The 23705-nt window shown below is 73.6% G+C and carries 23 protein-coding genes and 2 pseudogenes; 12 read left to right on the top strand and 13 right to left on the bottom strand.

Annotated elements, in window-relative coordinates; genetic code table 11:
• Window positions 1-170: 170 nt before the first annotated feature.
• From katG to KPL57_RS10460, 4 genes and pseudogenes are all read right to left on the bottom strand, one after another.
• On the bottom strand, window positions 171-2417 hold the full coding sequence (katG, locus tag KPL57_RS10475) for a catalase/peroxidase HPI (protein WP_374111591.1): 2247 nt from the start codon (window positions 2415-2417) through the stop codon (window positions 171-173).
• Entirely contained in the window at window positions 2410-2829 is a 420-nt protein-coding gene (locus tag KPL57_RS10470) for a Fur family transcriptional regulator (RefSeq protein ID WP_043278241.1), read from the bottom strand. Before KPL57_RS10470 ends, katG begins: the two co-directional genes overlap by 8 nt.
• 147 nt (window positions 2830-2976) lie before the next feature.
• Window positions 2977-3150: pseudogene (locus KPL57_RS10465) on the bottom strand (long-chain fatty acid--CoA ligase); the annotation flags it as partial.
• 145 nt (window positions 3151-3295) lie between these two features.
• Window positions 3296-3709: a nuclear transport factor 2 family protein gene (locus KPL57_RS10460; RefSeq protein ID WP_226351437.1), complete on the bottom strand. Its 414-nt coding sequence runs from the start codon at window positions 3707-3709 to the stop codon at window positions 3296-3298.
• A gap of 108 nt (window positions 3710-3817) precedes the next feature.
• Here KPL57_RS10460 and KPL57_RS10455 point away from each other — a divergent pair, with 108 nt between their 5' ends.
• From KPL57_RS10455 to KPL57_RS71965, 6 genes are all read left to right on the top strand, one after another.
• Window positions 3818-4417 (top strand): TetR/AcrR family transcriptional regulator, encoded by a 600-nt coding sequence (locus KPL57_RS10455; protein ID WP_226351436.1) that lies wholly within the window; start codon window positions 3818-3820, stop codon window positions 4415-4417.
• A 157-nt stretch (window positions 4418-4574) separates the two neighbouring features.
• Window positions 4575-5516 (top strand): ATP-binding cassette domain-containing protein, encoded by a 942-nt coding sequence (locus KPL57_RS10450; RefSeq protein ID WP_075310422.1) that lies wholly within the window; start codon window positions 4575-4577, stop codon window positions 5514-5516.
• Window positions 5516-6376 (top strand): hypothetical protein, encoded by an 861-nt coding sequence (locus KPL57_RS10445; RefSeq protein WP_149665308.1) that lies wholly within the window; start codon window positions 5516-5518, stop codon window positions 6374-6376. Before KPL57_RS10450 ends, KPL57_RS10445 begins: the two co-directional genes overlap by 1 nt.
• A gap of 268 nt (window positions 6377-6644) precedes the next feature.
• Complete coding sequence (locus KPL57_RS71975; protein WP_374203690.1) at window positions 6645-7289, top strand: ABC transporter transmembrane domain-containing protein; 645 nt, start codon at window positions 6645-6647, stop codon at window positions 7287-7289.
• Window positions 7277-9070, top strand: coding sequence for an ATP-binding cassette domain-containing protein (locus KPL57_RS71970; RefSeq protein ID WP_374203689.1), 1794 nt, complete (start codon window positions 7277-7279; stop codon window positions 9068-9070). Before KPL57_RS71975 ends, KPL57_RS71970 begins: the two co-directional genes overlap by 13 nt.
• A complete protein-coding gene (locus KPL57_RS71965; protein ID WP_374203695.1) occupies window positions 8980-9645 on the top strand; it encodes an ABC transporter ATP-binding protein in 666 nt (221 codons plus the stop codon). The genes KPL57_RS71970 and KPL57_RS71965 overlap by 91 nt, the downstream gene beginning before the upstream one ends.
• Here KPL57_RS71965 and KPL57_RS71960 read toward each other — a convergent pair.
• Complete coding sequence (locus KPL57_RS71960) at window positions 9620-9748, bottom strand: hypothetical protein (protein WP_374203688.1); 129 nt, start codon at window positions 9746-9748, stop codon at window positions 9620-9622. The genes KPL57_RS71965 and KPL57_RS71960 overlap by 26 nt on opposite strands.
• 47 nt (window positions 9749-9795) lie before the next feature.
• Here KPL57_RS71960 and KPL57_RS71955 point away from each other — a divergent pair, with 47 nt between their 5' ends.
• On the top strand, window positions 9796-10221 hold the full coding sequence (locus KPL57_RS71955; protein ID WP_374203687.1) for a hypothetical protein: 426 nt from the start codon (window positions 9796-9798) through the stop codon (window positions 10219-10221).
• Between the two features lie 321 nt (window positions 10222-10542).
• Here KPL57_RS71955 and KPL57_RS69555 read toward each other — a convergent pair whose 3' ends face one another.
• Window positions 10543-11136, bottom strand: coding sequence for a hypothetical protein (locus tag KPL57_RS69555; protein WP_226351456.1), 594 nt, complete (start codon window positions 11134-11136; stop codon window positions 10543-10545).
• Window positions 11137-11360: 224 nt separating this feature from the next.
• On the opposite strand from KPL57_RS69555, the gene KPL57_RS69550 reads away from it, so the two are divergent.
• The gene (locus KPL57_RS69550) at window positions 11361-11561 is read left to right on the top strand and encodes a hypothetical protein (RefSeq protein ID WP_308252841.1); all 201 of its coding nucleotides are present in this window, start codon (window positions 11361-11363) and stop codon (window positions 11559-11561) included.
• Here KPL57_RS69550 and KPL57_RS69545 read toward each other — a convergent pair.
• A pseudogene (locus KPL57_RS69545) lies at window positions 11468-11698 on the bottom strand (transcriptional regulator); the annotation flags it as partial. The gene KPL57_RS69550 and the pseudogene KPL57_RS69545 overlap by 94 nt on opposite strands.
• Window positions 11699-12322: 624 nt before the next feature.
• Between KPL57_RS69545 and KPL57_RS10425 the strand changes: the two are divergent.
• Together KPL57_RS10425 and KPL57_RS10420 are read left to right on the top strand one after the other, a co-directional pair.
• Window positions 12323-13060: a response regulator transcription factor gene (locus tag KPL57_RS10425; protein ID WP_226351435.1), complete on the top strand. Its 738-nt coding sequence runs from the start codon at window positions 12323-12325 to the stop codon at window positions 13058-13060.
• Window positions 13061-13395: 335 nt separating this feature from the next.
• A complete protein-coding gene (locus KPL57_RS10420) occupies window positions 13396-15453 on the top strand; it encodes a PhoX family phosphatase (protein WP_226351434.1) in 2058 nt (685 codons plus the stop codon).
• 49 nt (window positions 15454-15502) lie between these two features.
• Here the strand turns inward: KPL57_RS10420 and KPL57_RS10415 are convergent, their stop codons facing one another.
• A complete protein-coding gene (locus tag KPL57_RS10415; RefSeq protein WP_226351433.1) occupies window positions 15503-16279 on the bottom strand; it encodes a hypothetical protein in 777 nt (258 codons plus the stop codon).
• Window positions 16280-16556: 277 nt separating this feature from the next.
• On the opposite strand from KPL57_RS10415, the gene KPL57_RS10410 reads away from it, so the two are divergent.
• Window positions 16557-17900, top strand: coding sequence for an MFS transporter (locus tag KPL57_RS10410; RefSeq protein WP_226351432.1), 1344 nt, complete (start codon window positions 16557-16559; stop codon window positions 17898-17900).
• 44 nt (window positions 17901-17944) lie between these two features.
• Here the strand turns inward: KPL57_RS10410 and KPL57_RS66185 are convergent, their stop codons facing one another.
• Window positions 17945-18271, bottom strand: a complete 327-nt coding sequence (locus tag KPL57_RS66185) for a hypothetical protein (protein ID WP_075310428.1) — start codon at window positions 18269-18271, stop codon at window positions 17945-17947.
• Window positions 18272-18694: 423 nt separating this feature from the next.
• On the opposite strand from KPL57_RS66185, the gene KPL57_RS10400 reads away from it, so the two are divergent.
• Window positions 18695-20140, top strand: coding sequence for an amino acid permease (locus KPL57_RS10400; RefSeq protein ID WP_226351431.1), 1446 nt, complete (start codon window positions 18695-18697; stop codon window positions 20138-20140).
• Here the strand turns inward: KPL57_RS10400 and KPL57_RS10395 are convergent.
• From KPL57_RS10395 to KPL57_RS10380, 4 genes are read right to left on the bottom strand one after another with little or no spacing between them, the layout of a single operon-like run.
• Complete coding sequence (locus KPL57_RS10395) at window positions 20137-21195, bottom strand: NAD(+) synthase (RefSeq protein ID WP_226351430.1); 1059 nt, start codon at window positions 21193-21195, stop codon at window positions 20137-20139. The genes KPL57_RS10400 and KPL57_RS10395 overlap by 4 nt on opposite strands.
• Window positions 21087-22190, bottom strand: a complete 1104-nt coding sequence (locus tag KPL57_RS10390) for a nitrilase-related carbon-nitrogen hydrolase (RefSeq protein ID WP_226351429.1) — start codon at window positions 22188-22190, stop codon at window positions 21087-21089. Before KPL57_RS10390 ends, KPL57_RS10395 begins: the two co-directional genes overlap by 109 nt.
• Window positions 22191-22214: 24 nt before the next feature.
• Window positions 22215-22487, bottom strand: coding sequence for a hypothetical protein (locus tag KPL57_RS10385; RefSeq protein ID WP_060710731.1), 273 nt, complete (start codon window positions 22485-22487; stop codon window positions 22215-22217).
• 13 nt (window positions 22488-22500) lie between these two features.
• The gene (locus KPL57_RS10380) at window positions 22501-23688 is read right to left on the bottom strand and encodes an esterase family protein (protein ID WP_226351428.1); all 1188 of its coding nucleotides are present in this window, start codon (window positions 23686-23688) and stop codon (window positions 22501-22503) included.
• Window positions 23689-23705: the final 17 nt, after the last annotated feature.

The following is a 23705-nucleotide window of genomic DNA, read 5'->3' as shown; positions in this document are numbered from 1 at the left end:
CTGCATCTCGGTGTCCGGAATGCGTCGAGATGCAGCGCAGGGTCCGTGCGGGGGCGCGCACCGCAGCCCTCAGCCGCATCTCGACGGAGGTGTCCGGCCCGGGGCCCGGACATGGCGACGCCCGGGCCGGTGACCCGGCCCGGGCGTCGTGACGTGCTGCTACGCGACGATCAGACGTCGTAGCGGTCGGCCATCATGACCTTGTCCCAGGCGGCGACGAAGTCGCGGACGAACTTCTCCTTCGCGTCGTCGGAGGCGTAGACCTCGGCGACGGCGCGCAGCTCGGAGTTCGACCCGAAGACCAGGTCGGCGCGGGTGCCGGTCCACTTGACGTTCCCGGAGGCGTCGACGGCCTCGAAGGAGTCGTCGTCGCCGGCCACCGAGCGCCACTGGACGTCGCCGGCCAGCAGGTTGGTGAAGAAGTCGTTGGACAGCGTGCCGACCCGGTCGGTGAACACGCCGGCCGTCGACCCGCCGGTGTTGGCGCCCAGCACGCGCAGGCCGCCGACCAGCACGGTCATCTCCGGGGCGGAGACGCCGAGCAGGTTCGCGCGGTCGACGAGCAGGAACTCGCCGGGCAGGGTGTGGCCCTTGCCGCGGTAGTTGCGGAAGCCGTCGGCGGTGGGCTCCAGGTAGGAGAACGACTCGACGTCGGTCTTCTCCTGGGTGGCGTCGGTCCGGCCCGGGACGAACGGCACGGTGATGTCGTGCCCGCCGTCCTTGGCGGCCTTCTCCAGGGCGGCGGCACCGGCCAGCACGACGAGGTCGGCGAAGGAGATCTTCTTGCCGCCGGTCAGGGAGCCGTTGATCTCGGACTGGAGCGACTCCAGCGCCGAGACGACCTGGCGCAGCGTGTCGGGGTCGTTGACCTCCCACTGCAGCTGCGGCTCCAGGCGGATGCGGCCGCCGTTGGCGCCACCGCGCTTGTCGGACTGGCGGAACGACGAGGCCGCGGCCCAGGCGGTCTTGATCAGGTCGGTGACCGACAGGCCGGACTCGAGGACCTTCGCCTTGATCGACGCGACGTCGTCGGCGTCCACCAGCGGGTGGTCGACGGCCGGGACCGGGTCCTGCCACAGGAGCTCCTCCTGCGGCACCCAGGCGCCGATGTAGCGCTCCTTCGGGCCCATGTCGCGGTGGGTCAGCTTGTACCAGGCGCGACGGTAGGTGTCCTCGAACTCGGACGGGTTGTCCAGCCAGCGACGGGTGATCTCGCCGTAGACCGGGTCCACGCGCAGTGCGACGTCGGTGACCAGCATCCGCGGCTTGCGGTTCGGGTAGCCGGGCTCGGGGTCCGGGATGACCTCCGGGCCGTCCTTGGCGACGAACTGCTTGGCGCCGGCCGGCGACTCCTCCAGCTCCCACTCGTAGGCGTAGAGGTGCTTGAGGTAGTCGTGGCTCCACCGGTTCGGGGTGCGGGTCCAGATGACCTCGAGCCCGGAGGTGATGGCGTCGCGGCCCTTGCCCTTGCCGTAGTTCTGCTTCCAGCCCAGGCCCTGCTCGGTGATGTCGGCGGCCTCCGGCTCGGGGCCGACGTTGCCGTTCTCGTCCGGGTTCGCGGCGCCGTGGGTCTTGCCGAGGCTGTGCCCGCCGATGATGAGCGCGGCGGTCTCCTCGTCGTTCATCGCCATCCGGCCGAAGGTCTCGCGGATGTCGCGCGCGGCGGCGATCGGGTCACCGCTGGCGTCCGGGCCCTCCGGGTTGACGTAGATCAGGCCCATGTGCGACGCGCCGAGCGGCTTCTCCAGCTCTCGGTGCGCGATGTCCTTGTTGCCGCCGTAGCGCGCCTCGTTGCCCAGCCAGACGTTCTCCGAGCCCCAGTAGACGTCCTCCTCGGGCTCCCACACGTCGGCGCGGCCACCGGCGAAGCCGAACATCGGGAAGCCGGAGATCTCGTGGGCGCGGTTGCCCGCGAAGACCATGAGGTCGGCCCAGGAGACCTTGCGGCCCCACTTCTGCTTGACCGGCCAGAGCAGCCGGCGGGCCTTGTCCAGGTTGGCGTTGTCCGGCCAGCTGTTCAGCGGGGCGAAGCGCTGCATGCCGGCGCCCGCGCCGCCGCGGCCGTCGTAGGTCCGGTAGGTGCCCGCGGAGTGCCAGGCCATCCGGATGAAGAACCCGGCGTAGCTGCCGTGGTCGGCCGGCCACCAGTCCTGCGAGGTGGTGATGACGGCGTCGACGTCGCGCGCGAGCTCGTCGAGGTCGACGGTCGCGAACTCCTTCGCGTAGTCGAAGTCCGGCTCCATCGGGTCCGACGCGGGGGCGTGCTTGCGGAGGATCTTCAGGTTGAGCTGGTTGGGCCACCAGCTCTGGTTGCCGCCACCCTCGGTGGGGTGCGCGATGCGACCGGCGGCGACGGGGCAACCGCCGTCCTGCTCGCGGTTCATCTCGCTCTCGACGGTGGGGTGCTCGTCAGACACGGGACATCCTCTCGGGATCAGTGGATGAGCAGTCGGGGCACCGTCCCCAGTAGACGACCTCGGCCTCGTCGATCACGAAGCCGCTGTCGTCGGAGGCGGTGAGACAGGGTGCGGAGCCGACGGCGCAGTCGACGTCGGCGATGGCGCCACAGGATCGGCAGACCACGTGGTGGTGGTTGTCGCCGACCCGCGCCTCGTACCGCGCGACGGAGCCGGTGGGCTGGATCCGACGAACCAGCCCTGAGGAGTGCAGCGCACGCAGCACGTCGTAGACGGCCTGGTGCGACACCTCCCCGAGGTCCTCCCGCACGACACGGATGATCGACTCCGTGTCCGCGTGCTGGTGGGAGTGGACCGCCTGCAGCACGGCCAGGCGAGGACGCGTCACGCGCAGCGACGCTCCACGCAACATGCCCTCGTAGTCCGATGCGTTCGACACGGCGGCGAGCCTGCCCGCTTTTCTTGAGTCAGTCAAGTTTCGGCGTGTCTCAGTATGAGACCGGCGCCATATCACCTGGAGCGGTGGCCGGAGGTCCTTCTCGACGATCTTGCCGGTCGGGCTGCGGGGGAGCCCCGACAGGGCGTCGACGGTCGTCGGACATGTGAACGACGCGCGGTGGGCGCGCGCATGAACCGGCAGGTCCTCGGGGTCGATGCGGGCGCCGGGGGAGGGTGCGACGCAGGCCTTCGGCACCTCGCCCCGGCGGTCGTCGGGCACCCCGATGACGGCGACGTCGCCGACGCCGGCCGGGCGTCCGTGTCGTCACGATCCGCGCGCCCCGGGCCGGCGCGACGAACGCGTCGCTGGTCCCGTCGACGTGGAACAGCGGCATCGCGCCCTGTGTGACGTCGGACGGGGCCCGCCGTGGGCTCGGGCGTCAGTGGCGGGCGGCGGGGAAGGCGGGCCGCAGGTCGAGGGGGTTGATGTAGTCGCGGTAGCGCGCGACCAGATCGCCGTCGAAGGTGACCACTGCGACGTAGGAGATCGCGGCCGGGGTCCCGTCGGCGAAGTGGCCGGTCGAGGACCACTCGGCGGTCAGGGTGTCGCCGCCCTCGTGGATCCGCAGGTCGTGCATGCCGCCGTCGAGGGTCAGGAGATCGGGCACGGTGCGCATCCAGGCCTCGATGGCCTCCCGGCCCTCGACGCGTGTGGGCATCCCCTCCGGGGCGAACGGGAACTCGTGCACGGCGTCCTCGCGGTACATGGCCATGAACGTCTCGACGTCCTCCCGGTGGAAGGCCTCGAGGCCGGTGGTCAGCAGTCGGACCCGGTCGCTGGTGGAGGTGGACATCGCATCTCTCCGTTCCTTCAACGGAACGGTGCCGTTCCGTTTTGGTGTCCGAGGCTAGGTCGACGATCGACGGAACGCAAGCGTTCCGTCGGCGGCTAGGATGTCGGCGTGACGCTCCGACGAACCACCGGCGGCGGATCGGTGCTCCGCCCCCGTGTCACCGAGGCGATCGTGTCCGCGGCCTTCGCCGAGCTGGCCGCGTCCGGGTACGCCCGCCTGTCGATGGAGGCGGTCGCCCGGCGTGCGGGTGTGGGCAAGGCGGCGCTGTACCGCCGCTGGTCGTCGAAGGAGCAGATGCTGGCCGACCTGGTCCGCCAGGCCGTCGCCGACACCTTGCCGCCCGCCCCGGCGACCGGGGCGTTCCGCAGCGACCTGCGTGAGCTGCTCGGTGCCCTGCGCGACCAGGTGGCCACCCCGGTGGTGGCAGCGGTGGTCCCGACGCTGCTCGCCGAGCTCCGCCACACCCCGGCGCTGGCCGAGGTGCTGCAGACGGACGTGGCCGGTCCGCGGCGGGAGGTCGGCGTGCAGATGCTCCGCGCGGCGATCGCGCGGGGGGACCTGCCGCCGTCGGCGGACGTCGATCTCGCGGTCGACCTCCTGATCGCCCCGCTGCTGTTCCGGGTGCTGGTCACGGGGGCGGCGTGCGACGACCCGTACCTGGACACGCTCGCCGCGGCGGTCGAGGCGGCGGTCCGCGCCACCGTGTAGCGGTCGGGGCCCCGACGGGCACGGTCCGGCCGGTCCCGCGCCGCCCGGAACGGTGCGGGGCCCGCCTCCCGCCGCGATCCCGGGCTGGGCGAGGATTGGCGCAGGCGATGCCCCGGTGCGAACCCCGGGGCGCGACGCGAGACGGACGGAGACCGGAGTGCAGGAGACCGCGTCCACGGACCCGGCGACGGCGGCCGGGAGCGGGCGGATCGTCGTCGAGGGGCTCGGCAAGAGGTTCGGCCCGGTCGAGGCCGTGCACGACCTGTCGTTCACCGTCGAGCCCGGCTCGGTGACCGGGTTCCTCGGGCCCAACGGCTCCGGCAAGACGACGACGCTGCGGATGATCCTCGGCCTGGTCGTGCCCAGCACCGGGCGCGCGCTCGTCGACGGGGTCCCGTTCTCCGCGCTGGTCTCGCCCGGCCGCGTCGTCGGCGCGGTGCTGGAGGTGCAGGGGGTGCATCCGCGACGCACCGCCCGCGCACACCTGCGCGCCGCGGCCGCCGCGATCGGCGTGCCCGACACCCGGGTCGACGAGGTGCTCACCCTGGTGGGCCTGGCCGCCGCCGCGGACCGCTCGGCGGGTGGATTCTCGCTCGGCATGAACCAGCGGCTGGCACTGGCGGTGGCACTGCTCGGCGACCCGCGCATCCTCGTGCTCGACGAGCCGGGCAACGGCCTGGACCCCGACGGCATCGCCTGGCTGCGCTCGTTCCTGCAGGCCTTCGCCGCGTCGGGGCGCAGCGTGCTCGTCTCCTCCCACCAGCTGGCCGAGATGGAGCTGACCGCGCAGCGGCTGGTCGTCATCGACCGTGGTGCCTGCCGCTTCGACGGCACCGTCGCCGAGCTGCGCGCCGGCCACGGCTCGCGCGTGCTCGTGCGCGCCGCGGACCCGGCCCGGCTGGCCGAGGCGCTCGCGACGGACGGGATCACCGAGATCGACCGCGTCGACGACGGCGTGCTGGCCGTCGGCGGGGCCGACGCGGTCCGCGTCGGGGACCTGGCGCTCGCCGCGGGCGTCGCCGTGTACGGGATGAGCGAGGAGCGGGCCGGGCTGGAACAGATGTTCCTGCGCCTGCTCGCCGGTGAGGAGCAGCGCTGATGGCGACCGTGAGCCTCGACCGCTTCCGCGCGGTGCTGACCGCGGAGGTCCGCAAGACCCTGTCCACCCGGGTGTGGTGGCTGCTGTTCCTCCCGGTGCTGCTGCTCGCGCTCGCCCAGAGCCTGCTCGGCAGCATCCTGCAGCTGCTCGTGCCGCAGGCCACCGAGACCTCCTCGATCCTGATGCTCGCGGGGCTGGCGTCGGCCCTGACCATGACCGCGATCGTCGGCGCCGCCTTCGGGACCCTGCTGGGCACCGGCGACTTCCGGCACCGCACGGTCACGCTGGCCTACCTGACCGGGTCCCGGGGCCAGGTGCTCGCGGCCAAGGCGGTGATCGCCGCCGTCGTCGCCGGGCTGTACGCACTGGCCCTCGTCGTGGTCGGCCCGCTGCTCGGCGGTGCGACGCTCGGCGGCCAGCAGCTCCCCGACCTCGGCCGGCTCGCCGGGCTGGGCGCGATCGGGATCCTGGTGTGCGCGCTGTGGGGGGTGCTCGGCGTCGCCGTCGGAACCCTGGTCACCAACCAGGCAGGGGCGATCGCGCTCACCGTCGGCTACCTGCTGATCGGGGAGAACCTGATCGCCGGGGCGCTGCGCGCGGGCGACGGGTCCTCGCTCGGCGACCCGTCGGTGTTCGCCCGGCTGACCCCGTTCCTGCCCGGCAACGCCGGTGACCTCGCGGTCTGGGAGCCGGTCGTGAGCTCGGCCGGGCTGGGCGCGCAGTCCCGGTTCGTCCTGGAGTTCCTGGCCGGGGTCAGCGCCCCGCCGCCCGGCTGGGTCGGGCTGCTGGTCCTGGCGGCCTGGACGGCCGCGGGGATCGCGCTGGCCGCCGTCGTCGGGGCACGGCGGGACATCACCTGAGACCTGCCGGCGGCCCCCGGTCCGACGCCGCCGCAGGCGCGGGACGCCGGTCCTGAGCCGCCTCCCGCCGTGAGTACCGCCGGGTACCTCGTCGATCAGTGCATGACCGTTGTCCGCCCGGCCTCCGGCAGCGCTCATGCACTGATCGACAGCGGAGCGCCGGGTCCGTGGTGGGTGGTGCGGAGGAGCTGCCGTCGCCGACGGCGGGGACCCCGTGTCGGGCGGCGTCGACGGGCCGGTTGTCGGGGGTCGGGCATAGCCTGGCGACGTGCCCACTCCCCACCCCTCCGCAGGCCCCGGCTGGATCCGCAGACTGGCCGCGGCCTGCATGCGGCACCGCCGCGTCACGGTCGGTGCGCTGGTCGCGTCCATGCTCGGCGTCGGGCTGGAGGCGATCGGCCCGCTGCTGATCCGCGAGGGCGTGAACGGCGCGATCGGCGGGGACACCGGCGTGCTCGCGCCGGTCGTCGGTGGGCTCCTGGTGCTGGGCGTGCTGAAGTTCGTCGGCGCGTTCGTGCGCCGCTATCTCGGCGGCAAGATGGCGCTGAACGTGCAGCACGACCTGCGGCGCGCGGTGTTCGGCGCGGTGCAGCGGATGGACGGGGTCCGCCAGGACCGGCTGCGCACCGGCCAGGTCGCCTCGCGGGCCATCTCCGACCTGCAGCTGGTGCAGGGCTTCCTGTCGATGGTTCCGCTGTCGGCGGGCACCGTCGTGCTGGTGGTCGTCGCGGTCGTCGCGATGCTGTACCTGTCTCCGCTGCTCACGGTGGTCGCGCTGGTCCTGCTGCCACTGGCGTTCCTGGCCACCAACAGCATCCGGCGCAGGCTGTTCCGGCCACCTGGTCCGCGCAGCAGCGGGCCGCCGAGATCGCCCAGCAGGTCGAGGAGACCGTCACCGGCGTGCGCGTGGTGAAGGGCTTCGGGCAGGAGGCCCGCGAGACCGCCACGTTGGAGGGCCGGGCCCGCCGGCTCTACGGCGAGCGGCTGCGGGCCGCCGGGCTGACCGCGCGGCTCAACCCGATGCTGCTGGCGCTGCCCGGCCTGGGGCAGGTCGCGGTGATCGGCATCGGTGGCTGGATGGCCGCCCGGGGCACGATCGACCTCGGCACGTTCCTGGCGTTCACCACCTACGTCGGCATGCTCGTCGGGCCCGCCCGGCTGATCGGCGCGCTCGTGGTCACCGCGCAGCTGACCCGGGCCGGCGCCGAGCGCGTCTTCGAGATCGTCGACTCCGCACCGGGGATCGTGGACCCGGAACGTCCGGCCTCGCTCCCCGAGGGCCCCCTGACCGTCGAGCTGGAGGACGTCCGGTTCGGCTACGAGCCCGCGGGCTCCGGCCCGGACGGCCACGCCGCCCCCGACCCGGTCCTGGACGGGCTCTCCCTGCGCGTCGAGCCCGGTGAGACCCTCGCCCTGGTCGGCCCGCCCGGCTCGGGCAAGTCGACGGTGGCGCTGCTGCTGCCCCGGTTCTACGACCCGCAGGCCGGGCGTCTCGCCATCGGCGGGGTGGACCTGCGCGACCTGCGGCTGCACGACCTGCGCGCCGAGCCGGGGGTGGTGTTCGAGGAGGCGTTCCTGTTCTCCGACACCATCCGCAACAACATCGCCTACGGCCGACCCGACGCCGACGAGGACGAGATCCGCGCCGCCGCCGAGGCGGCGCAGGTCGCGTCGTTCGTCGAGGACCTGCCCGACGGCTACGACACCGAGGTCGGCGAGCGCGGCCTGACCCTGTCCGGTGGCCAGCGACAGCGGATCGCACTGGCCCGGGCGATGCTCACCCGGCCGCGGGTGCTCGTGCTCGACGACGCGACCTCCGCGGTCGACACCGCCACCGAGGCCGCGATCCACGAGACCCTGCACGAGCTGACCGCCGAGCGGACCACGCTGCTGGTCGCGCACCGGCGGTCCACCCTGGCGCTGGCCGACCGGATCGCGGTGCTGGACAAGGGGCGGTGGTCGACACCGGCACCGAGGACGAGCTGCGCAGCCGGTGCGCGCTGTTCCGGGAGCTGCTGGCCACCGGCCCGCCGACGAGCTGGGCGGTGGCACCCGCGCGGCCACCGTCGCCCCGGTCGGCGACGAGCCCGCGGACGACACCGGCGGGGCGGGCCCCGGCGACACGGTGGCGGCGTCCGTGGCCGCCGGCCCGGCCGTCACCCCGGAGCTGTGGCCGCGGGTCAGCATCGAGCAGGACCCGGACCGCGCCCTGACCCGCGACGGCGGAGGCGGCGCGGCCGGCTGGGCGGGCGGGATCAGCGCGACCCCGAGCTGCTCGAGTCCGTCGCGAAGCTGCCCCCGGCGACCGAGACGCCCCGGCTGCACGGCGACGACGACCCGACGGCCCCCGACCCCGCGTTCCGGCTGTCCTCGCTGCTGCGGCCGGTGCGCTGGCTGCTGGTGCTCGGCGTCGCGCTGATGACCGCGGACGCGCTGGCGACCCTGGCCCTGCCGAGCATCGCCCGGATCGCCGTCGACGACGGCATCGCCGACGGCGCCACCCGGGTCCTGCTGCTGGCGGCGCTGGCCGGGCTGCTGATCGTCGTGCTGGACGCGGTGGTCGTCGGGTTCCAGACGCTGGTCACCGCCGGGCCGGGGAGAGCCTGCTCTACCTGCTGCGGCTGCGCAGCTACGCGCACCTGCAGCGGCTCGGCCTCGACTTCTACGAGCGGGAGCTGTCCGGCCGGATCATGACCCGGATGACCACCGACGTGGACGCGTTGTCCACGTTCCTGCAGACCGGGCTGGCGCAGGCCGTCGTCAGCCTCCTGACGATCGGCGGGGTCGCGACCGCCCTGGTGCTCACCGACCCGGAGCTCGCGCTGTACGCGCTGGGCTGGCTGCTGCCGCTGCTCGCGGTCGGCACCGTGGTGTTCCGCCGGTTCTCCTCCCGCGCCTACGCCGAGGCCCGCGAGCGGGTCAGCGTGGTCAACGCCGACCTGCAGGAGAACGTGTCCGGGGTCCGCATCGCGCAGGCCTACGTCCGCGAGGAGCTGAGCTACGACCGCTTCGGCGAGCGTTCCGACGCCTACCGCCGGTCGCGGCTGCGCGCGCAGCGCTACATCGCCACCTACTTCCCGTTCGTGGGGTTGCTGTCCGACATCGCGACGGCGGTGGTGCTGTTCGTCGGCGGCACCCGGATCGTCGGCGGGGACATCACCCCGGGTGTGCTCACCGCGTTTCCTGCTGTACCTGACCCTGTTCTTCGGCCCGGTGCAGCAGCTGTCGCAGGTGTTTCGACGGCTACCAGCAGGCCCGGGTCGGTCTGAACCGGATCTCGGAGCTGCTGCGCACGCCCACCTCGGTCCGGACGAGCCGCAGCGGCCGGTGCCGGTGCCGTCGCGGCTGCGCGGCGAGGTCGAGCTCGACCACGTGACGTTCCGCTACCCGGGGTCGACGCCCCCGCCCTCGACGACGACGTGTCGCTGCGCGTCGGCGCGGGTGAGACCGTCGCGCCGGTGGGGCGCAACCGGCGCCGGGAAGTCGACGCTGATCAAGCTGATCGCCCGGTTCTACGACACCGGCGAGGCCAGGTCCGCGTCGACGGCGTCGACGTGCGCCGCTTCCCGCTGGCCGGGTACCGGTCCCGGCTCGGGGTGGTCCCGCAGGAGGCGCACCTGTTCACCGGTGACGTCGCTCCAACATCGCCTACGGCCGCCGACCGCACCCCCCGCCGGAGGCGGATCGAGGCCGCGGCCCGCGCGGTCGGGGCGCTGGGCCTGGTGCGGTCACTGCCCCAGGGGTTCCACACCCCCGTCGGCGAGCGGGGGCAGGGCCTGTCGGCGGGACCAGCGGCAGCTCGTCGCGTTGGCGAGGGCCGAGCTGGTCGACCCGGGACGTGCTGATCTTCGACGAGGGCGACCGCGGCGCGCTGGACCCGGCCACCGAGGGCACCGTGCTGGCGGCGGTGGGGGAGCGAGAGTGGCGTCGCGGCGGACCGCGTTCGTCGTCGCCCACCGGCTGCAGACCGCCCGGCGGTCGGACCGGATCGTGGTGCTGTCCGGCGGGGCCGGATCGCCGAGGAGGGCACCCACGACGAGCTGGTCCGCGCGGGCGGTCGGTACGCGGCCCTGTGGCGCGCGGGGGCTGGAGCTGGAGCCGGACAGACCCGCTGGCCGCACGGACCTGACCCGGGGCGCGCAGGCCACAGGGTCGACCGGGCCGGGTCAGTCCCGCAGGTGCTCGGCCCCCGCGCGGCGACGGCGGCGCGGCGCGGGTCGTCCCGGTCGAGCAGGTCCAGCAGCAGCTCGTGCGCCTCCAGGTCGTCGGTCCCCAGCGGGTGCACGACGAAGCGGTGCAGGAGCGCGACGTCGTCCGAGGCGAGCACCGCGTGCCGCAGCGCCGACCAGGAGCTCGTCACGCAGCTCGCGCACGGCGGGCGCGTCGGAACGGGGCAGCAGCTCGCCGTGGCAGGAGTCGAGCGCCTCGGACACCCGGCCGTCCCGCAGCGCGTCCCGGACCCGCAGGAAGTCGGCCTGGGGCCCGGTCGCGAGCCGGTACGGACGGGTGAGCAGCAGCTCCGCCCCCAGCGACGACCGCAGGCGGTGGATCTCGCCGCGCAGGGTGGTCGGATTGCCGTCCTCGCCGTAGAGCATCAGGGTCAGCTGCTCGCCGGAGAGCCCGTCGGGGTGCAGCGCCAGCGCCGTGAGGATCTCGGCCGGGCGCAGGGTGGCCGCGAACTCCTCGCCGTCGAGGGTGACGCGCGGCCCGCCCCCGCCGGTGAAACGCAGCTCCAGCGGGCGTGCCGTCTCGGGCGGCACCGCCGCGACACACACCCCGCGCCGCGCGACGGGGCGGCACCAGCAGGTAGCCCTCGGCCAGCTTCTCGACGGCCATCTCCCGGCCGTCGCCGAGCTGCACCCGGTCGACGCCGTCGTCGAGCCGGATCCGCTCGGGGAACAGGCCGTAGGGCTCGCTGGCGATGACCCGGCCGCTCGGGGACAGCAGGGCGCCCTCGGAGCCGCGCAACGCCGTCAGGTGGGGCATGTTCTTGACCCGCAGCCGCTCGTCGGCGATCGCCAGCCGCACCCGCAGCTGGTTCTCCGCGAGGTGCGCGGTCGCCGTCACCAGCTGCACCAGCGCGGGATGCACGGTGTGCAGCGGGCCGGAGATGTCGATGGCGCCGATGGTGTCGCCGGTGTCCGGGTCGTGCACGGGGGCCGCGACGCAGGTCCAGTCGTGGTAGGTCCGGACGAGGTGCTCGGCGGAGTGGATCCGGACCGGCTGGTCGACGGCCAGCGCGGTCCCCATCGCGTTGGTGCCGATGGTCTCCTCGGCCCAGCGGGTGCCCTCGACGAGCCCGACGTCGTCGGCGGAGCGCAGCAGGCCGTGTGCGCCGTCGCGCCACAGGACGGTGCCGTCGGCCGTCGGTCACGAGCATCACGTGCATCGCCTCGTCGGCGATGCTCACGAGCGTGGAGCGGAGCAGCGGCATCACCGCGTGCAGCGGGTGGCCGGTCCGGACCTCCTTCAGCTCGTCGGCGAGGTAGACGAGCGGGGGGAGCCTGCCCTCCGGGTCGACGTGCGCAGCCAGGCTCCGCTGCCAGGAGTCGGACACGACCGGTCGCGGTGCGCCGGCCGAGCCGCCGGCGCCGAGCCCGTCGTCGTAGATGCGCCGCAGGCGGTTCGCGTCGGCCACCAGCTCGTCGGGGGAGGTGCCGCCCTCGGCTCCGCTCACGTCGCCTCCCGCCACGGCCGGGGCACACCCGGTGCCCTGCTCCCACGTGATGCCCCGCGCCGACGCGGGTCGATCCGTCCCGGCGTTCGTCCCCCGGGGTGGCGAGCATACCCGCTGTTCGGGGGCCCGACCTCCACACGACCGGGCCGGGATGCGACGTCGCCGGATCGCGCGCAACGTGGGGGCAACGTGGCGCTCCTTACGGTTTGCCGCATCGGGACGCCGGGTGGTGCCCGGCGATGACGCAACAGACCCACCGGAGGACAGCGATGACGCTCGAAGCCGTTCGTGAGGCCACCGATCTGCGTGCCGGCCGCGGGGCCGACGGCGTGGATGTGATCCGTCGCGCGGCCCGGGTACTCGTCGTCGACTCCGAGCCGATCGTCCGGCACGGGCTGCGGGCACTGCTGACCGCCGAACCCGACCTGGCCCCGGCCGGCGAGGCAGCCTCCCCGCGCGACGCCCTGATGGCCGCCGAGCGGACCCGCCCCGACGTGATCGTCGTCGACATCGAGTTCGCCCGCGACGAGCGGCCCGGCCTGGACCTGGTGCGTGCGCTGATGGAGCGCTGCCGCGGGGTGAGGATCCTCGTGCTGACCGGCTGCCGGGACCGCGACGCGATGATGCGCACCGTGCGACTGGGGGTGCACGGCTACCTGCGCAAGGGTGCCGACACCGCCGAGATCGTGCGGGCGCTGCGCACGGTCCTGCGCGGCGAGGGCGTCTTCGACCCGGGCACCGCGAGCGCCGGCCCGCTGCAGGTGCTGCGGGACAACGACCCGGCGCCGTCGCCCGCGCCGGACCTCTGCAAGACCTCGCTGCTGACCGACCGCGAGAACCAGGTGCTGCGGCTGCTCGCCGTCGGCCTGTCCAACCGCGAGATCGGGACCCGGCTGCGGATCTCCGAGGCCACCGTGAAGTTCCACGTGCGGAACCTGCGCGACAAGCTCGAGGTCCGGCGCCGCACCGAGATCGTCTACACCGCCGCCCGCCAGGGCATCGTCTGATCCCGCCGGGCCGGGGCGGAGGACACGTACCCGCCCCGGCCCGTGCCCCTGCTCCACGGAGTGACACGACCGGCGCGGTCACCATCGGGTGGCCGCGCCGGTCGCGTCGCGTGGTCGACGTCATCCCATCCGGGGATGCGTTCACCCGGCGGCCACCTTCTCCTCACCTCACGGGAGAACAGGGGTGTTGGGATGCGGAGGAAAGGGACGGTTCCGAACGGACCGGACCGCACCGCGCCATCCCACCACGACCCCAGGATGCCGACCGTGGCTCACACCTGCCCCGGAGACGCCCCCAGGCCGGCCCCCGCCGTGCCCTCCCGCTCCTCGACCGCATGCGGCACGACCGCCAGGGACTCACCTGCCGCTACCGGTGCGGCGACGCCTGCTCCCGGCCCGAGCCCAACCCGTCGTCGAACGCCTACTTCGGCGACGTCATGCAGGCCGTGCTCGACAGGCGCGGGATGCTCCGCGCCGGTGCGGTGATCGGCCTGGGCGCCGGGGCCGGTGTGGCGCTGGCCGGCACGGCCTCCGCGGCGGAGCCCGCCCCGGCCGCGCCTGCCCATCCGCTCGGTGCCGACGTGGCCGCGCCGCAGCAGGCCCGGCCCCCGCGCGGTCTGCAGTACGAGACCGTCGCGCCGAACCTCGACGACGCGATCCGCGTGCCGACCGACTACGCGAGCAACGTCGTGATCCGCTGGGGCGACCCGATGTTCCCGGACGCGCCGGAGTTCGACTTCGAGAAGCAGACCGCCGCGGCGCAGGCCCGCCAGTTCGGCTACAACAACGACTTCTGCGGCATCCTGCCGATCGACGGCCCGGGTCGCCGCTACGTCATGTTCTCCAACCACGAGTACACCCTCGAGCCGCTGATGTTCCGCGGGTACGACGAGGACGCCCCCACCCCCGAGCAGATCCGGATCGGTATCGCCGCGCACGGCGGCGGCGTCGTCGAGGTGACCCGCGACCTGCGCACCGGCGAGCTGCGCTACGACCGCAACGGGAAGCTCAACCGGCGGATCACCGCCGACACCGAGATGGTGCTCGACGGCCCGGCCGCCGGTGCCGAGGTGCTGCGCACCAAGGCCGACCCGACCGGACGCAGCGTCAAGGGCATGATCGGCAACTGCGCCGGCGGCACCACCCCGTGGGGCACCTTCCTGTCCGGCGAGGAGAACTTCGACGGCTACTTCGCCTCCGGCCCGGTCACCGACGAGCGTGCGAAGCGCTACGGGATCTCCGAGGGCAGCTCGTCGCGCAAGTGGGAGCGCGTCGACCCGCGCTGGGACCTCGCGCAGGAGCCGAACGAGGCCAACCGGTTCGGCTACATCGTCGAGATCGATCCGCACGACCCGCGTTCGAAGCCGGTCAAGCACACCGCGCTCGGCCGCTTCAAGCACGAGGGCGCCACCGTCGCCCTCACCCGCGACGGCCGCCCCGTCGTCTACATGGGCGACGACGAGCGCTTCGACTACGTCTACAAGTTCGTGTCGGACAAGCGGATGCGTCGCGGCAACAGCCGGGCCGCCCGCGAGCACAACGCCACCCTGCTGTCCTCGGGCACGCTCTACGTCGCGACCTTCACCGGGGACAGCCCGGCCGCGGAGATCACCGGCACCGGGGCGCTGCCGCGCGACGGCCGCTTCGACGGCTCCGGGCAGTGGAAGCCGCTGGCGTCGACCACGAAGTCCTACGTGGACGGCATGAGCGTCGCCGACGTCTTCGTGTTCACCCGGCTCGCCGCGGACAAGGTCGGCGCGACGAAGATGGACCGTCCGGAGGACGTGGAGCCCAACCCGCGCACCGGGAAGGTCTACATCGCCTGCACCAACAACTCCGACCGCGGCAAGGCGGGTGCCAAGGCCGGTCCGGACGAGGCGAACCCGCGCAACGCCAACAAGCACGGCCACGTCATCGAGCTGACCGAGACGCGCGACGACCCGGCGGCGACGACGTTCGCCTGGAACATCCTGCTGGTCTGCGGGGACCCCGACGACCCGTCGACCTACTTCGGCGGGTTCGACAAGTCCCAGGTCAGCCCGATCACCTCGCCGGACAACGTGGCGTTCGACCCCTACGGCAACCTGTGGGTCTCGACCGACTCCACCCAGGCGCTGAAGATCAACGACGGCCTCTACGGCGTCGTGCTGGAGGGGCCGCAGCGCGGCTCGACCCGGCTGTTCGCCAGCGTCCCGGTCGGCTCGGAGTGCTGCGGGCCGGTCGTCACCGAGAACTTCGTGCTCGTGTCGGTGCAGCACCCGGGCGACCTCGACGGTGCCTCCCCGGAGAAGCCCGCCTCGCACTGGCCCGACGGCGGTGCCGCGCAGCCCCGCCCGGCCGTCGCCGCGATCCGGCACCTGAAGGGCGGCCGCCCGGCGAAGATCGGCGTCTGACACCCAGTGCCACCCGGTCCGTGCTCCGCGCGGACCGGGTGGCGCGGGGTCAGGCGCAGCGGCCGAGGTCCGGCTCGCCGGACCCGGCGCGCTCGTCGAACGAGATGTGCACGTGGTCGTAGTGGTTCGCGGTGTCGTCGCCGCGGTCCTCCATCGTCGACCACCCGGAGCCGTCGTTCATGCGCTGCTCCCAGATGACGTACTTCACGCCGAGCTCGTCGGCGTTGGCCAGCGCGCAGTCGGCGATGCGGTCGCCCTTCTGCCCGCGCACCATGATGTCCAGCGCGTGCCCGGTGGGGTGGTCGGAGGCGTTCGCCCGCTGCGCGACGCCGATCAGGTCGGTCTCGCCGTAGGCGCAGCCGAGGAACTCCGCGGCGTCGGAGACCCGCTCCTTCACCCGGCCCAGATCGCCGAGGTCGAGCCCGCACGACGGGTCGTTCAGCCCGCGCGCGGCGAGCTCCGCAGCGGCCCTGGCCCGTTCGGCGGCCTCCTGCACCAGGCCCTGGGCCTTGCGGGCCGCGGCGAGGCTCGCGTCGGCGGCCGGGTCGAGCAGGCCCGCGTCGCGGACGATCTCGGCGCCGAGGACCGGGGTGTCCCGCGCGGCGGCCGCGGCCTCGGCGAACGGTGCGCCGGGGCCGTCGGACACCTCCTGCGCGGCCAGGCGCAGGTCGGCCCGGGTCGGCCCGAGGTCGAGCCCGGTCACGGGCGTGACGACGGCGAGCGTGCCGCTCGCGACGGCGGCCGCGGTGGCGACGTGACGCAGGCCGGGCCGTGGCCCGGCCTGCGCCCGATGTCGGTGTCGGGGCACTTCCTGGTGCGGCGGCACGGTCTCTCCTCCGGCACGCGGCCCGGCCGGGCTGCGGGGGAGCGTCGGGATCGGGGGATCCCGGCCCGTCGGGGGATACCGGACCGCGTGTTCAGTGACCGGACGGTAGCGAATGTCCCGCGATGTCCGATCTTCACGGTCCGTTCGTGGCGGCGACCGCACCCGGCCGTGCGGCGAGCGGCACGCACCGGATGCACCGGACGTCTTTACCCGACCGGACGTTCGGTGCAAAAGTAGCGCGTCCGGGACACCGCCGTCCCGGGGCAGGGGAGGACGCATGACCGAGCAGCAGGCCGCGCCCGGCACGGGCCCGACGAGTGCCGCCGACACGACCGGCTCCGCGCCCGCGCAGGTGCGCCGGGTCGCCGCGACGAGCGCGATCGGCACGACGATCGAGTGGTACGACTTCTTCATCTACGCCACGGCCGCGGCCCTGGTGTTCAACAGCCAGTTCTTCAGCACGATGTCCGCGGCCTCGGGCACCCTGGCCGCGTTCGCGACCCTCGGCGTCGGCCTGGTGGCACGTCCGCTCGGCGGCATCGTGTGGGGGCACTTCGGTGACCGTCTCGGCCGCAAGAAGATGCTGGTCCTCTCGCTGCTGCTGATGGGCGTGGCCACCGTCGGGGTCGGCCTGCTGCCCACCTACGGCCAGATCGGCGTCGCGGCGCCGGTGCTGCTCGTCGTGCTGCGGCTGCTGCAGGGTCTCTCGGCAGGCGGTGAGTGGGGCGTCGCCGCGCTCATGGCGGTCGAGCACGCCCCGCCCGGCCGGCGCGGGCGCTACGGCTCGTTCCCGCAGATCGGGGTGCCCGCCGGGCTGATCCTGGCCCAGCTGGTGTTCCTCGTCGTGTCCAACCTGACCACCGCCGAGCAGTTCGCCGCGTGGGGCTGGCGGATCCCGTTCCTGCTGTCGATCCTGCTGGTCGTCGTCGGGCTCGTGATCCGGATGCGGGTCGAGGAGAGCCCGGTGTTCGCACTGCTGCGGACCCACCGCGGCCGCAGCCGGGCCCCGATCCTGGAGGTGTTCCGGCAGCGTCCGCGCGAGCTGGTGCTGGCCTCGGTCAGCTTCGTCGCCAACAACGCGATCGGCTACATCTTCCTGGCCTACCTGCTCTCCTACGGCACCCAGGTGCTGGAGGTCCCGCGGAACACCATGATCGTCGTCGTGATCATCGGCTCGCTGAGCTGGCTGGTCAGCATCGTCGCCGGCGCGGTCTGGTCGGACCGGGTCGGCCGCAAGCGTGCCTACCTGGCGGGCTCGGTGCTGCTCGTGGTGTGGCCGGTGCCGTTCTTCCTGCTGCTCGACACCACCGGGTTCGCCGCGATGGTCGTCGCGGTCGTCGTCCTCACGGTGGGCCTGGGCCTGTCCTACGGCCCGCAGTCCGCGTTGTTCGCGGAGATGTTCGAGGCCCGCTTCCGCTACAGCGGCGCGTCCTTCTCCTACGCCGTCGGTGCGGTGCTGGGCGGCGGGTTCGCGCCGCTGATCGCCGCCGCGCTGCAGCAGGGCTACGGGACGTCGATGGCGGTCGCGGCCTACATGGTCGTCGTCGCGGTCGTCTCGCTGGTCGCGGTGCTGCTCATCCGCGAGACGCACCGCCCGGACGCACCCGCCCGGCTCTCCTGACGACGACGGCGCCCCGGACGCGGTGTCCGGGGCGCCGGAGGGGCCTAGAGCGAACGGTGCCGGCCGTTGCCGAGCGGGGCCGGGGCGCCGGCCGAGGACGAGAGGTCCCTGGCCCGGCGACGCCCGGCCACGGTGCCCTCGACCGCCCGCTCGTCGACGGCGCTGGTTGCGGGGCCGGTGCTGGTTCCGGTGCCGGGGGAGGACATCGAGCGGGCCTGCTCGGCCAGCTCGCGGGTCACGCAGGGCCAGGTGGCACTGACCCCCGTCGCGTCCCGGCACTCACGGCAGAAGCCCTGCGTGTCGGGGGTGTGTTCCGCCAGGGTCCGCTCCAGCAGATCCGGCATCTCGGACAGGATGTTCGCGAGTGCCACGACTCACCTCCAGGTCGAATGCGAGCGACAGTAGTGGTCGGGTTCACCCGGGCCCGGCGGGGCGGGGAGCCGCCCACCGCGGACCGGCGATCCACTCAGGACCGTCCGTCACCGCTGCTCGCACCGGGTGCCGGCGGACGGGGCGGAGCGGCTCGGTCGCCCGGTCGCCGGGTGCGACGCCGTCCCGTCGGCACAGTGGAGGCCCGTCCGCTCGGTGAACCGTGTCACCGATCGGCAGTCGGTGCCGACGACACGACGACACGCACCACCGCTGCGCCGGACGCGCACTCGGAGCACTCGTCGTCACCGCGTCCGGACCAGTGGACCGCCCCCGTCCGTACCCGTCACGTTGGGACGTCCGCATTGCGCACCGATACGGTCGGGCGCCTCCGAACGGTTCGGGAGCGCAAGGGGGACAGCACGATGCACGACGACGCGACGGCCGGGTCGCCGCTCCGCCGGGACCTCGCCCACCGCCACATCCAGCTCATCGCCATCGGCGGCGCGATCGGCACCGGGTTGTTCCTGGGGGCGGGCAAGACGATCTCGCTCGCGGGGCCGTCGGTGATCCTGGTCTACGCGATCATCGGCTTCTTCCTGTTCTTCGTGCTGCGCGCGATGGGCGAGGTGCTGCTGTCGGACCTGCGCTACAAGTCCTTCAGCGACGTCGCCGCCGACCTGCTCGGCCCGTGGGCCGGGTTCTTCACCGGCTGGACCTACTGGTTCTGCTGGGTGGTCACCGGCATCGCCGACGTCGTCGCGATCTCCGGCTACGTCGCCTACTGGTGGGCCGACGTCCCGCTCTGGATCCCCGCGCTGGCCTGCATCCTGGTGCTCTTCGCGCTGAACCTGCCGACGGTGCGCGCCTTCGGCGAGGCCGAGTTCTGGTTCGCTCTGGTCAAGATCGTCGCGATCCTCGCGCTCGTCGTCGTCGGGCTGGCGATGGTCCTCGGCGGGTTCCGCGCCCCGGACGGCACGACCGCGGCGTTCGCCAACCTCTGGAACGACGGCGGCTTCTTCCCGACCGGTGTGACGGGCTTCGTGGCCGGCTTCCAGATCGCCGTGTTCGCCTTCGTCGGGGTCGAGCTCGTCGGCACCACCGCCGCCGAGGCGCGTGACCCGGAGCGCACGCTGCCGCGGGCGATCAACACGATCCCGGTGCGGATCCTGCTGTTCTACGTCGGCGCCCTCGTCGTCATCTGCGCGGTCACCCCGTGGAGCCGGATCGCTGCCGACGAGAGCCCGTTCGTCGCGATGTTCGGCCTCGCCGGGCTCGCCGCGGCGGCAGGCGTCGTCAACTTCGTGGTGCTCACCAGCGCCCTGTCCAGCGCCAACTCCGGCATCTACTCGACGTCGCGGATGGTCTACGGCCTCGCCGGTGACGGCGCCGCGCCCCCGCGGTTCGCCCGGCTGTCCGCGCGCCGGGTCCCGGTGAACGCGCTCGCGTTCTCGTGCGCGTTCCTGCTGGTGGGGGTGGCGCTGCTGTACTCGGGGCAGTCCGTGGTGGGGGCGTTCACCGTCGTCACGACGATCTCGTCGGTCTGCTTCGTGTTCGTGTGGACGATGATCCTGGTGAGCTACCTGGAGCACCGCAGGCGCCGCCCGCAGCGCCACGCGGCGTCGAGGTTCCCGATGCCGGGTGGGGTGCCGATGGTCGTCGCGGTGCTGGCGTTCTTCGTGTTCGTGCTGTGGGCGCTGACCCAGCAGGACGACACCCTGGTCGCCCTGCTGGTGACGCCGATCTGGTTCGCCGTGCTCGCCGTCGCCTACCTGGTGCTGCGCCGCAGCCCGGCGCACGCCCGGGCCAGGGCCGCGCACCGGGAGAAGGTGGCCGCCGAGCTCGCCGAGCGGGACCGGATCGCCGCCTAGCCCTCCGGGACCTCGCGCTCGATCTCGTCCAACCAGATCGTCGCCGACAGGTCCGAGGGCGCCCGCCAGTCACCGCGCGGCGACAGCGCACCCCCGGCGGACACCTTGGGGCCGTTCGGCAGCGCCGAGCGCTTGAACTGGGCGAACTGGAAGAAGCGCCGGGCGAACACCTGCAGCCACCGGCGGATCTCCGCCGGGGAGTACTCGGGCCGCTCGTCGTCGGGGAAGCCGGGCGGCCAGGCGCCCGCGGTCGCGTCGGACCAGGCGTGCCCGGCCAGGAACGCGATCTTCGACGGCCGGTAGCCGTGGCGCAGCGTGTACCAGAGCGTGAAGTCCTGCAGCGCGTACGGCCCGACGGTGGCCTGGCTGGACTGCACCTCGGTGGTCCCGTCCGACGGCACCAGCTCCGGGGTGATCTCGGTGTCGAGCACCGACTGCAGCACGGTGGAGACCTCGGCCGGGAACTGCTCGGAGGAGATCACCCAGCGGATGAGGTGCTGCATCAGCGTCTTCGGGACGCCGCCGTTGACGTTGTAGTGCGACATCTGGTCGCCGACGCCGTAGGTGGACCAGCCGAGCGCGATCTCCGACAGGTCCCCGGTGCCGAGCACGATCCCGCCGCGCTGGTTCGCCAGCCGGAACAGGTAGTCGGTGCGCAGCCCGGCCTGGACGTTCTCGAACGTGACGTCGTAGACCGGCTCGCCGCGACCGAAGGGATGGTCGATCTCCGACAGCATCGTCCGCGCGGTGCCGGTGATGTCGATCGTGTCGAAGGTGACGCCGAGGGCCTCGGACAGCGCGACGGCGTTGCTGCGGGTGTGGTCCGAGGTCGCGAAGCCGGGCATGGTGAAGGCCAGGATGTCGGTGCGCGGGCGCCCGAGGCGGTCCATCGCCCGGGCCGCGACGATCAGCGCGTGGGTGGAGTCGAGCCCGCCGGACACCCCGATCACGACCTTCGGCTGGCCGATCGCGCGCAGCCGCTGCTCCAGCCCGGCGACCTGGATCGAGTACGCCTCGAAGCAGTCCTGCTCCAGCCGTGCCGGGTCCGCTGGCACGAACGGAAGCGCTCCACGGTGCGGCGCAGCCCGATGTCGTGACCGGGCGGGTCCAGCCGGAACCCGATGGTGCGGAAGACGTCGGTGCGGGCGGCGTGGGTGCGGCGGTTGTCGTCGAACGTGCCCTGGCGGCGCCGCTCGGCGGCGATCAGGTCGAGGTCGACGTCGGCGACGGCGTGCCGCGCCCCCTGCGGGAAGCGCCCGGACTCCGCGAGGAGCACGCCGTTCTCGTAGATCATGGTCTGGCCGTCCCACGAGACGTCCGTGGTGGACTCGCCCTCGCCCGCTGCGGCGTAGACGTAGGCGGCCAGGCAGCGCGCCGACGCCGAGCGCGACAGCAGGTGCCGGGTGTCGGCCCGGCCGACGGTGATCGGCGAGCCGGACAGGTTCGCCAGCACCGTCGCCCCGGCCAGCGCCGCCTCCGACGACGGCGGGATCGGCACCCAGTAGTCCTCGCAGATCTCGGCGTGCAGCACCAGGCCGGGCAGGTCCTCGGCGGCGAAGAGCAGGTCCGTGCCGAACGGCACGTCGACACCGGACGCGCCGCCCAGCCGGATCGTCGCGCCGCGGACGTCGTCGCCGGCGGCGGTCTGGCGGCGCTCGTAGAACTCGCGGTAGGTCGGCAGGTAGGACTTGGGGGCGACGCCGAGGATCCGGCCCCGGTGGATCACGACGGCGCAGTTGTAGAGGCGGTGGCGGTACCGCAACGGTGCCCCGACCACGAGGACCGGCAGCAGGTCCGCCGTCGCCGCGACGAGCGAGACCAGCTCGGTCTCGACGGTGTCCAGCAGGGTGTCCTGCATCAGGACGTCCTCGATGGAGTAGCCCGAGAGCGTCAGCTCGGGGAACACCACCAGGCCGACGCCGTCGTCGGCGCAGGTCCGGGCGGTCTCCAGCACGGTGGCGACGTTCGCGGCCGGGTCGGCCATCGTGGTGTGCAGGGTCGCCGCGGCGGTGCGCAGGAAGCGGTGGCGGTAGACGGAGCGGAAGTCCACGTCGTCATTCTGACCGGTGGGTGGTCAGCCCCGTCGACCCGCCAGCATCCGCGCCGCCCCGCAGGCGATCCCGGTGGCGACGAGCAGCCCCAGCAGCACCGCCCAGCCGGCCCCGACCGAGCCGCCGGCCAGCACGACCCCGAGCGACCCCAGCCACGCCAGCGGCACCAGCAACCACAGCGCCAGGCCGTGCAGCACCGCCGGGATCTCCCCGACGCCGGCCGCGATCACGATCCACACCACCCCGGCGAGCAGCCCACCGACCAGCAGCAGGGTGCCGACTCCCTCCCAGACCACGCGTGTCTCCTTCCTAGGGGTCGGGGACCGGCAGCACGCGCTGCGGCACACCGGGCCCGTCGTCGATCGTGACACCCGCCGGCGTCGCGGGCGGGGTGAGCGGCCCCAGCAGGTGCGCACCCAGCCAGTCCACCAGGTCCGGCAGCTGGGCGCGGACGGCGTTCTGGTTGTGTCCGCCGCCCGGGTACACCCGGGTGTCGACGGTCACCGGCGGCGCCGCGGCGGCCCGGATCCGGTCCGCCGCCGCCCGTTCCTCGGGCTCGTCGGAACCCGCGGTGACCAGCATCGCCAGTGGTGCGGGCCGCTCGCGCAGCAGTGCGACGACGTCGTTCGCGGCCGCCAGGTCGGGCCGGCCGGCGAACAGCTCCCCGGTGACGACGTCGTCGGGGGTGCGGTCGTAGCCGCTCTGGCTGACCGCGAGCGCGTAGGTGCGCGGGTGGCGCAGCGCCAGGTTCATCGCGCAGTACCCACCCGAGGACCAGCCGGCCAGCGCCCAGGCGCCGCGGTCGGTGCGCACCCGCAGGTGCCGGGTGGTCCAGCCGACGAGGTCGGTGGTCAGGTAGGTGTCGTCGGCCGCGCCGTGCTGGGCGTCGACGCACTCCTGGTCGTGGCCGAACCGGGGTTCGCCGTTGATGTCGGGGATCAACAGTACGACCGGCGGGATGCGGTGCGCGGCGATCGCGGCGTCGAGGACCTCGGGGACCCGGAACAGCGCGGCGACCTCGCGGGGCTCGCCGGGGAACCCGGGCAGCCACTCGACGACCGGGAAGCGGGCCTGCGGGTGCTCGGTGTAGCCGGGCGGGAGGTAGACGTCGGCGTCGCGGTCGATGCCGGAGGCGTCCCCGTGCAGGGTCATGTGCAGCGTGGAGCCCAGTCCCTGCGCGGACCGGGCGGCGACCAACGGCATCGCCGCGTCGAGGCCGGCACCGTCCGGGCCGATGTCGGCGACCGACCCCTCGCCCGGGTCGGGGGAGGACCCGATCAGCGAGCCGACGGTGGGGAAGAAGCCGCCGAGCAGGTTCGCCCCGGCCCCGGCGGCCGCGAGCACGGCCACGGCCGAGACGATCACGAGCAGCGTCCGCGCGACCCGGCGCAGCCGGTGCCACAGCCCTCCGGTGAGGACGAGCGCCAGTAGCGCCGTGACGGCCGGCACCACCGCCGCGGCGACGACGTCGAGGCGCAGCTCGGAGGCGTGGATCACGACACCGTCCCCACGTG

Source organism: Pseudonocardia sp. ICBG601, from assembly GCF_020496245.1.
Note: the sequence above shows the minus strand (reverse complement) of the source record. Positions and strands in the feature narration are given on the sequence as shown.

Bases quoted from the DNA above. Each gene is read 5' to 3' on its own strand.
- KPL57_RS10425 (WP_226351435.1), top strand. From the start codon at position 12,323: ATGACGCTCGAAGCCGTTCGTGAGGCCACCGATCTGCGTGCCGGCCGC.
- KPL57_RS69550 (WP_308252841.1), top strand. From the start codon at position 11,361: ATGTTCTTGACCCGCAGCCGCTCGTCGGCGATCGCCAGCCGCACCCGC.
- KPL57_RS10400 (WP_226351431.1), top strand. From the start codon at position 18,695: ATGCACGACGACGCGACGGCCGGGTCGCCGCTCCGCCGGGACCTCGCC.
- KPL57_RS10410 (WP_226351432.1), top strand. From the start codon at position 16,557: ATGACCGAGCAGCAGGCCGCGCCCGGCACGGGCCCGACGAGTGCCGCC.
- KPL57_RS10420 (WP_226351434.1), top strand. From the start codon at position 13,396: ATGCGGCACGACCGCCAGGGACTCACCTGCCGCTACCGGTGCGGCGAC.
- KPL57_RS10445 (WP_149665308.1), top strand. From the start codon at position 5,516: ATGGCGACCGTGAGCCTCGACCGCTTCCGCGCGGTGCTGACCGCGGAG.
- KPL57_RS10460 (WP_226351437.1), bottom strand. From the start codon at position 3,709: ATGTCCACCTCCACCAGCGACCGGGTCCGACTGCTGACCACCGGCCTC.
- KPL57_RS10470 (WP_043278241.1), bottom strand. From the start codon at position 2,829: ATGTTGCGTGGAGCGTCGCTGCGCGTGACGCGTCCTCGCCTGGCCGTG.